At 58.3% G+C, this 9,243-nt stretch carries 7 protein-coding genes; 4 read left to right on the forward strand and 3 right to left on the reverse strand.

The features are described from left to right. Positions 1-26: 26 nt before the first annotated feature. A complete protein-coding gene (locus MSKU9_RS01700; protein ID WP_141259629.1) occupies positions 27-659 on the forward strand; it encodes a TetR/AcrR family transcriptional regulator in 633 nt (210 codons plus the stop codon). Between the two features lie 170 nt (positions 660-829). On the opposite strand, the gene MSKU9_RS01705 is transcribed toward MSKU9_RS01700, so the two are convergent. The 3 genes from MSKU9_RS01705 to MSKU9_RS01715 all read right to left on the reverse strand — a co-directional run bounded on the left by MSKU9_RS01705 (position 830) and on the right by MSKU9_RS01715 (position 5,144). Continuing rightward, the gene (locus MSKU9_RS01705; protein WP_227002301.1) at positions 830-2,011 is read right to left on the reverse strand and encodes an acyl-CoA dehydrogenase family protein; all 1,182 of its coding nucleotides are present in this window, start codon (positions 2,009-2,011) and stop codon (positions 830-832) included. A 535-nt stretch (positions 2,012-2,546) separates the two neighbouring features. Beyond that, positions 2,547-4,064, reverse strand: a complete 1,518-nt coding sequence (locus MSKU9_RS01710; protein ID WP_141259637.1) for an ABC transporter substrate-binding protein/permease — start codon at positions 4,062-4,064, stop codon at positions 2,547-2,549. Positions 4,065-4,163: 99 nt separating this feature from the next. After that, a complete protein-coding gene (locus tag MSKU9_RS01715) occupies positions 4,164-5,144 on the reverse strand; it encodes a LysR family transcriptional regulator (protein ID WP_141259630.1) in 981 nt (326 codons plus the stop codon). A 300-nt stretch (positions 5,145-5,444) separates the two neighbouring features. Here MSKU9_RS01715 and MSKU9_RS01720 point away from each other — a divergent pair, with 300 nt between their 5' ends. The 3 genes from MSKU9_RS01720 (at position 5,445) to MSKU9_RS01730 (ending at position 9,141) form a co-directional block, all read left to right on the forward strand. After that, positions 5,445-5,675 carry a hypothetical protein gene (locus MSKU9_RS01720; protein WP_141259631.1) on the forward strand — a complete coding sequence of 77 codons (231 nt, stop codon included), beginning with the start codon at positions 5,445-5,447 and terminating at the stop codon, positions 5,673-5,675. A gap of 69 nt (positions 5,676-5,744) precedes the next feature. Next, a complete protein-coding gene (locus tag MSKU9_RS01725; RefSeq protein WP_141259632.1) occupies positions 5,745-7,031 on the forward strand; it encodes an Hsp70 family protein in 1,287 nt (428 codons plus the stop codon). 121 nt (positions 7,032-7,152) lie between these two features. Next, entirely contained in the window at positions 7,153-9,141 is a 1,989-nt protein-coding gene (locus MSKU9_RS01730) for a CocE/NonD family hydrolase (protein ID WP_141259633.1), read from the forward strand. Positions 9,142-9,243: the final 102 nt, after the last annotated feature.

Raw genomic sequence — 9,243 nt, forward strand, 5'->3', positions numbered from 1 at the left:
GCCTGCTATCAGATGGACCAGCCGGTTTGACCACGCCACCCCGCTCATCAAGAAATCATAAAGAGTCCGAAGTTCTGGATGCAGCTGAACTGCTGTTCCAGACACAGGGCTATGAATCAACCAAGATCGAAGCCATTGCCGTGGAAGCGTCTGTTGCTTCGGCTACGGTCTATAACTATTTTGAAACAAAGAATAATATTTTCCTCAGTATTATTCTTCGGCATCTGGAAGCCGCCCTTCCCGAACGCCGCCGGTTCATGCGTGCGCTGCCGGACGATCCGGTGGCGGGCATCATCGCGTTCGAAAACATGCTGGCCGAGCAGGCGCTACGCTTCCTTGGCCGGGATTCATGGAAAATCATCCTGACCGCCAAACTGCTCGATGACCAGTCTGCCGCTTACCGCACGGCGCGCAGGCTGGATACCCTGATCTACAAGCAGTACATCCGCATACTGACCCGGTATCGCAATATGGGGCGTATCGGGGACGATGTGGATATTGCCCTGCTGGCTTCGCTGCTGATTGATGTTGGCAATGCCGTGCTGGCGCGGATCGTGGTTTCGGCCCATACGGTGGCGGAAGGCATGAAGCTGTGGGGTGACCCGAGTGTGCGCATGGTCTTGCGTGGCCTGATCGTTGAGCCGGAAAAACCTGTCTAGATCCGTCGTATATGAAGGGCGGCATGTGGCACGTGCCATAGGTATTGCGTGATGACATTCACTGACGGGCGGAGTCCGCGTTGGGAGAACGGGCCCCGTTACCTGCAACGCGCCACGTTTGTAAACGCGGCCATTGCTGTCCTGTCTGCCCCGTCCGTGTGTGATTTGATTTAACCTAAGGCCTTTCGGCCCGCATGCAGCAGGACACTGTCCCCCTGCGGGGTATGAACCCGGCCGCACAATACGTTGCGGTAATGCCGTTCCAGTGGCTGATGCCGGCTCAGGCCGGGATTGCCGATTGCAGCCAGGGCCTTTTCCACGACGGTAATGGCATTTTCCGTTGTAATATATTTGGTCAGGTCAGCATTTACGCCATCGAAAATCCCTTCCCGGTCCTGTCCAACGGCACGGTCCACAAGCGCACTGTTCGTCAGCAGAAGGGCATCGATTTCCCCGACCAGTGACTGGAAACGGGGCAGGGTAGACAGGGGGCGGCCCAGATTGGCGGGCACGCGGTCATGAAGATATCCAGTGAACCACGCCCGCGCGGCCTTCGCAATGCCATTATATAACGCACCGACCGTCACTGCATGCCAGACGCCAAGTCGTGCTGCGTAATCGGGCATATAAGCTGGGTCCGTCAGACCTGCGAGATGATCTTCCGGCAACGCCACATTATCAAACACGACGGTATGGCTACCGGTGGCCCGCATGCCGATATGGTCCCAGCTTTTTTCAATTTTTACGCCGGGCAGGTGCATCGGTACGAGCACCCAGCCAACACGCGGATTATCCTCATCTGTTCTGGCCCATACCAGTGCCCAGGTCAGCGCGTATGATCCTGTTGAAAAAATCTTGGCACCGGAAAGGCGATAGACGCCGTTTTTCCTGACCACGGTGGTTGCGGGCAGGCCGCCGCGTGCGGGTGTGCCCAGTTCCGGTTCGACCCGCAGGCCGTTCATCAGGGCGCCTTTTTGCTCAATGGACCTGAAGAGTGTCGAACGGAGGGGGTCTTGCCATAACGGTGACAGGGCGAACGACACCGTGTGCAGGTAATGCATGGCAAGGATCAGTGCAGTGGAAGGGTCAGCCTGTGCAATACGATCTGTAATATGCACGATTTCCTGCAGGCCTGCGCCATCCCCGCCATATGCGGTGGGAATGGCGCAGGCAAGAAGACCAGCCTTTCGCAGGTCTGCCAGGTTCTGGAGTGGTAGATTCCCGCTTTTATCATATTGCGCCGCCCTTTTTGCAAAACGCGCGGCCAGCCTGTCCATTACTGGCGCTGTAACAAACGCGGGTGGGACAGTATGCGCCGTGGCAGGAGCGGATGATTTTAAACGTGTCTTCATGTCCGGTATTCTCTCCCGCGATTATGGATATTTCTGCATGGGCCAAGAGGATCTGCACTAAGCGACCACCATGAAGGAAGGCGGCTATCTGCTTTCGTAAGATATCATGAATACTTTAACCCGCGCCTGCATAGACAGAAAACATATATATATCGGAAAAGGCAGGTGGCATGCTGCGATAGCAGGCATGGAACGGATGACTGCTTGCGTTTCAGAAAGTGTTCTGGCCCATGAAGTCGGGGCAAAAGCACAATTGTTCCATCATCGGCCTGAACTGAGCGGATCCCTGTATGCACCACGCACCACGGTTTTCGTGGGATGGTTTTGCGCGCTGTACCGTCAATATTTTCTCTCCGTTACCATGTCGCCTTGTAGATAAGTTATACGTTTCAGGTACGGTTCTGGTCATCATTGTCTGATCCGGATGCATGGCTTGTACAGATGAGTGCCCCTGGTGCATGGTGTTTTTCTGAACTGGTTGTTTCAAGAAGACTCTTGTTATATTTTAAATAACCTTGTTCATGAACAGGTTAATCTATCTGCGGGGGGCGGTATCATTGGCGGACGCCATCTGCCGGTCTGCCCATGAAAAGCGTCGTTCAACCCGTTTCTGGATAAAAAGAAAGAAAAAGACCATCGCCAGATAATAGACCAGGGCAACGGCATAATATTCAGTAAATTCAAAAGTGCGGGCAACCTGCACCTGCGTTACGGCCAGAAGTTCCTGTAATGAAATGACCGACGCAAGGGATGTTGTCTTGATCAGGTTAATGAATTCGTTGATTGTAGGCGGCAGCGCAATTCTGAGTGCCTGCGGGAAAATAACGTGGAAATAAACCTGCCGGCGGTTCATGCCCAGCGCGTCTGCCGCGTGTTCCTGCCCTTTGTCCACGGCGCTCAGGGCCGCGCGGTTGATTTCAACCTGATAGGCGGATTCATTGATCGACAGCGCCAGCCAGGTGGCAAGGAAGGGAGTAAACCATTCCTCACGAAAAATCGGCAGGAACTGCGGCAGGGCATTCCATATGAACAGAAGTTGCAGCAGGGTCGGCGCGCCCCGGAAGACCGATACATAAATACGCAATATCTGCCTGGTAATGGAATTGGAACCGTTAAGGGCAATGGCCATGGGAATGGCGATCAGGATGGCTACCAGATGGGATAGCATGGCTATGCTGAGTGTAATGCATGCGCCCTTTATGAAGGTACCGGACCGTAACGCGGCAAAGAACGTATCCCAGCGGAACGCAGGTGGCTGAGCATTCTGCGCAAAGGCGGTTTTGCCATTATCGCTTATAGCCCATTTTTTCTTTATGGCCGTGATGGTGCCATCTGCCTGTAGCGCCGCCATGGCGGTGGCGAGTTTTTCGCGGTCAGCGGCGTTCTGGCGGATATAGATCCCAAAGTGGCGGTATTCCGGATAATCCGGTGTCAGGATGATGTTGACTTTGCCATGCAACTGCTTCTGCCGGTAATAAAGTTCCACATCCTGGCTGGCGAAAGCGAAGACGCGTCCGATCAGGAGTTGCTGCACCACCTGGTCTTCCGTCGGATACTGCTGGATGATGATGGGGGGCCGCCCGGCGGCGATCAGTCGTTCGTTCTCGCGTTCGATACGGACGGCGTAACTTGTGCCGGTCTGGATCGCGACCGTTTTGCCCGACAGGTCAGCCATGGATGAAATGGCGGTCGTGCCTGCCCGCGCCACGATGGCAAGCGCCGTATCGAAATAGGAAACGGCATCGAAATTCTTCTCGCGTTCCGGCAGCTTGATGATACCGCTTATGACCATGCCGCAGCGCTGGGCCGCCAGGCTGGGAAACAGGCCGACAAAATCCATTGGTGTCACGACCAGACGGGCATGCCAGTAACGGGCCAGTGCCTGTGCCAGGTCAATATCCACCCCCGACGTGGTCGATGCATCCGCGCCTGCAACGAATATCATGGGCGGCAGAGTGGGGTTGACGCATATTGTCAGTGTATCGTCATGCATGAACCCTGGCTGGTCGGTAGCCCTGGCGCCGGATGGCGAAAGGGTAAACAGGCCCAGCATGACAGGCAGGCAGTGCAGGAAGAATGTACGCAGGCGGGAGAACGTCATGGTCACGTGGCTCCCGCCGGGACAGTCATGCGGACAGGGTACATCGCGATGTCAGCATTCATTTTCGAGTATGGAGCGAAAGGTCTCGACCATCAGGTTCGTTTCAGGGACGGAGCGGTCCAGGAAATGAAAGGTGGTGGTCAGGTGCAGGTCATCAAACCGGATCTGTCGCAGCGTCCCGGCGGCAACCAGTGGTCGGGCGAATGGTTCGGGCAGGAAGCCGATATAATTTCCCGTCCGGATCAGCAGTACGCGCGCGTCCACATTTTCCGCCGCGGCTGAAAAGGTCATGCGCGTGCGAATTCTGTCCCAACCGGGCGAACTGGCGACATCTGACACTTCTATCATCTGTTGCGCGGCCAGGACATCCAGCGTTATGTCGGTTTCCGCCAGGGTGAACAGGGGATGGCGCGCCCCGCAATACAGGTTCAGGCGTTCGGTAAACAGAACCGTGTTCCTGTCATGCGGGCTGGCATGGGGATAGAGGGCGATACCTGCTGCAGCCTGTCCGTTCAGTATCGCGCATTCCACCTCCCGGGTTGAAGCGGACCGCACATCCATGAAAACTCCCCTGTGGCGGGTCGTAAAGGTTTCGATGGCGCGCACGATGGCCGTTTCGCCATGAACCTGCGTATTGTCGGTGACATACAGGCAGAAACGTCCGGTCAGTACGCCACGGATTGCATTGATGCGCTGCTGGAACGCATTGATGCTGGCCTGCAACTGTTCCATGGCGTCCAGCACCAACCGGCCCTGCGCCGTCAGTGCGAAGCCGTCACGGCCACGCTGGCACAGCCTGACATTCAGGCGGTGTTCCAGAGCGGAGATATCGACACTGATCGAGGACTTGCTTTTGCCCAGGGCAATTTCCGCAGCGGCGAATCCCCCGCGCTGGGCCACCGTGCGGAATACACGCAGCATCCGCAGGTCCACTTCAGCAATCTGGCCCTGAAAGCTGCCAGCCCGCCGGGTATGTCGGGAACGGTGCAATGTAGCAGACCTGATGGATGTGGCTGGCGAGGAACGCGTCATGTGCAGCAGTTTCCTTCGTGGCCAATATGACACAGGCAGACAGGGGTACCTTATCGTTATCAATAAGCAACAAAAATATGGATGGAAATGGAAAATCTTTCCTTCCGTCATCATGATGCCCGGGGAGGGAAGCATGGAGACCGTTCCACCATGTTTCTTCCGGCCCGCTGTGGCAGCGCGTGTCAGGCAGCGGCAGCCCGGTCGGGCGTGGCCGGCTTCCATCGTGCGCGGTCCTGGGGTACAGCAGGCGGGCATTTCCTGTCGGGACATGGTTCATGGGTGGTGAAAGGATAAGGTCATATGATGGAACAGAAACTCCGGCAGATTAACGGGGACCGGACACTGCTGATGAACGCGGGCGCATTCGTGTGCGTCGTTGCGATGCTGGGGATCGCGAACCTGATCTGCCGTTTCGTGCTGCATACGGATGTGGTGTTCCTCATGCCATGGCTGGTGGCGGCCACGGGGCTGTATTTTTTTCTGCCGGCACTCATGCTCTGGCTCATTACGGGGCGTCCGTCCGGTTCCTGATCGGGGCAGGGCCCGCAAAACATGACCCGGTGGATGGACATGCGGCAGACACATGCCTATTGAGGCGGTATGTCTTCGATCGGATCCAACCGGAGCGTGCGGCTCGGTATAGATTTCGGTACGACCAACACCGTCGTGGTCGTGCTGGATGAGCAGGGGCGGCCCACTCCTGCGCGTTTTTCCTTTCCCCATCATCCTCCTTCCGCAACATGCCGGTCACTGCTGTGCCTGTGGCGTGAGGAAGGGATGCCAGGACGGTCATCCCTGCAGGAGGCAATCGGGGCAGCGGCTATTGACGCCTATCTGGAAGATCCGGCCGACAGTCGGCTGATCATGTCCATGAAGTCCTATCTGGCACAGGCATCCTTCCGCCAGACCCGGCTCATGGGGCAGGTCATGACGCTGGAAATGCTGATCTCAAGCTTCCTGACATGTCTCATGCGCACGATTGGCATTGACCCCGCCGATGTCACCGCAACAGTTGGCCGTCCCGTGCATTTCGCGGGTGAACGGCCCGATGATGCGTTTGGTGAACAGCGCCTGCGTGACAGCTTCCGTGCGGCGGGCTTCCAGCATGTTGACGTGGCGCTGGAGCCCGAAGCCGCTGGCTGGCATTTTGCCCGTCGGCTGGATGCCCCCGCTACCGTGCTGGTGGGCGATTTTGGCGGCGGCACCAGTGACTTTTCCATCCTGCGCTTTGACCCGGCCAACCTGCGTGGCGCCACCCCCCTGGGCTATGCCGGTGTTGGCATCGCGGGGGACCAGTTCGATTACCGTATCATTGACAACGTCATTGCGCCGGAACTCGGCCGTCATGCCACCTATCGTGTCATGGGCGGGCAGCCGCTGCCGGTGCCGGCCGAATGGTATGCAAGCCTTGGGCGGTGGCACCGGCTGGCGCTGATGCGCACCCCCCGGACGCTACGCAATATCGCGGATGTGGCCCGCACTGCGTCCGAACCCGACAGGCTCCATGCCCTGATGAACATCATTGATGAACAGCAGGGGCAGGCGCTGTACCGCGCGGTGGGGGCGGCAAAGCGGGAACTGTCCACCACGGACCGCACGGTGCTGCGCTACGACCACCGTGACGTGCATATAAACCGCGAAATCACGCGTGCTGAATTCGAGGGCTGGATCGCGCCCGACCTGAAGCAGTTCGATGATGCGGTGGGGCTGGCGCTGGAACGCGCGGCGTTGCCTGCCACGGCCATCGACCGCGTCTTCCTGACGGGGGGCACGTCGTTCGTGCCTGCCGTGCGTGACCTGTTCAACCGGCGTTTCGGTGCGGAGCGCGTGGATATGGGTAATGAATTCGTCTCGGTTGCGGAGGGGCTGGCCCTGATGAATGCCTGATGGCAGCCGCCAGTCACGTGTTCCCGTCATTGTGTGTGTTTACAATGGTTTCGGTCCTCATTTATTGTTATCAAACAGAAACAAACAGGACCGCGCGTGGCGGTAGTGGAGTGGAATCGACGTGAAACGACTTTCCTGGCGGCATGTACCCTCCCTTGCGATCATGCTCGCCTCCATGGCGTCGGGCACGCTGGCCGGGCAGGCCCATGCGTCCCGGGACGCGGGCACCGCCGCCTCGCAGGCGGCCAACCCATCCGGGCTGAGCGTGCAGACCGGCAGCGATATCCCCGACCATGTGGCCTTTCCCACCAGCGCACGCAATTATATCAAGCGCGATGTCATGATCCCGATGCGCGATGGCGTGAAACTGCACACGGTCATCGTCATTCCGCGTGATGCTACAAACGCGCCCCTGCTGCTGACCCGCACGCCCTACCATGCATCCGAACGGCTGAACCGTATTACGGACGCGCCTGACATCCGTTCCATCCTGCCTCAGGGCGATGATGCCTTTGTCGAGGCGGGGTACATCCGCGTGTTTCAGGACATTCGCGGAAAATATGGATCGGAAGGGGACTATGTCATGACCCGTCCCCCCCGTGGCCCGCTGAACCCGACCCGCACGGACGAGACGACGGATGCGTGGGATACCATAGAATGGCTGGTCCATAATGTGCCGCAGGGTAATGGGCGGGTGGGGATGCTCGGCTCCTCCTACGAAGGGTTTACAGTGGTCATGGCCCTGCTGGACCCGCATCCCGCGCTGAAGGTCACCGCCCCCGAAAGCCCCATGATCGATGGCTGGATGGGCGATGACTGGTACCATTACGGAGCGTTCCGTCAGGGCAGCCTTGATTATTTTACCGAACAGATGTCCGAACGTGGCGAAGGCCATGCCATCCCGCGCGTCGGTCAGGACGATTACAGCAATTTCCTGTCCGCCGGGTCGGCGGAGCAGTTCGCACATGATGCGGGGCTGGACCAGTTTCCGTGGTGGCAGCGCATGCTGGCCCACCCGGACTATGATGCGTTCTGGCAGCAGCAGGCCCTTGACCAGCTTCTGGCGCGCCACAGGCTGACCATCCCGACATTATGGGTAGAAGGGCTGTGGGATCAGGAAGACATGTGGGGGGCGATCCACGCATGGCAGTCGGTGCAGGCCACCCACCCCACGGTTCCCAATGTCATTGTCATGGGACCGTGGCGGCATAGCCAGGTCAATTACGACGGGTCATCGCTGGGACCATTGCAATGGGATGGGGATACGGCATCACAGTTCCGCCATGAGGTGCTGCGTCCGTTCTTTGACCAGTACCTGCGCACCAACGCGCCCGCAGTCCACCTGCCGCAGGCCATCCTGTACAATACCGGGCAGAACCGGTGGGATTATATCGATCACTGGCCACAGGTCTGTGACGGGCCGTGCCCGCACCCGCTCCAGCCCCTGTTCGTGCAGGCGGATCATGGCCTGTCCACCCATAAGCCCGGACAGGGCGCGCAGGCAGCTGATAGTTATGTGTCCGACCCGCAGCATCCGGTGCCGTTCCTCGCCCGGCCCTTTTCCTTTGCAACCGATGGGGACCGGTGGAAGACATGGCTGGTGCAGGACCAGCGATCGGCTGAAAGCCGCCCCGATGTCCTGACCTACGAAACCCCGGTCCTGACCACGCCTGTCCGGGTCAGTGGCGTGCCGGTGGCGGACCTGTATGCCGCAACCACCGGGTCGGATGCGGACTGGGTGGTAAAGGTGATTGACGTCAACCCGCCCACCACTGCCGACCGTCCCGAAATGGGTGGATATGAACTGCCGGTGTCAATGGACATATTCCGTGGGCGCTACCGCCATGACTTCGCGCATCCTGCGGCCATTATTCCCGGTCAGGTGGAGCGTTACCGTTTTACCCTGCCGGTCATCAACCATGTCTTTCAGCCGGGGCACCGGATCATGGTCCAGATCCAGTCCAGCCTGTTCCCGCTATATGATCGTAACCCGCAGAAATTCGTGCCCAATATCCTGCAGGCGTGTCCACAGGATTATGTGACGGCGACACAGGACATCTATCATGATCCTGCTCACCCTTCCGCCGTCTGGCTGCCTGTGCTGCCCTGAAGACTTTATGCAAAACAACTTATTGGGGGCTGTTGGGAATTGAGTTTTCTAAAGGGCCATGATGTGTTTCAAAGACCATATGGATCGCTTCATACTGACGGA

Origin of the sequence: Komagataeibacter diospyri, assembly GCF_006538165.1 — a bacterium.
Classification (GTDB): domain Bacteria; phylum Pseudomonadota; class Alphaproteobacteria; order Acetobacterales; family Acetobacteraceae; genus Komagataeibacter; species Komagataeibacter diospyri.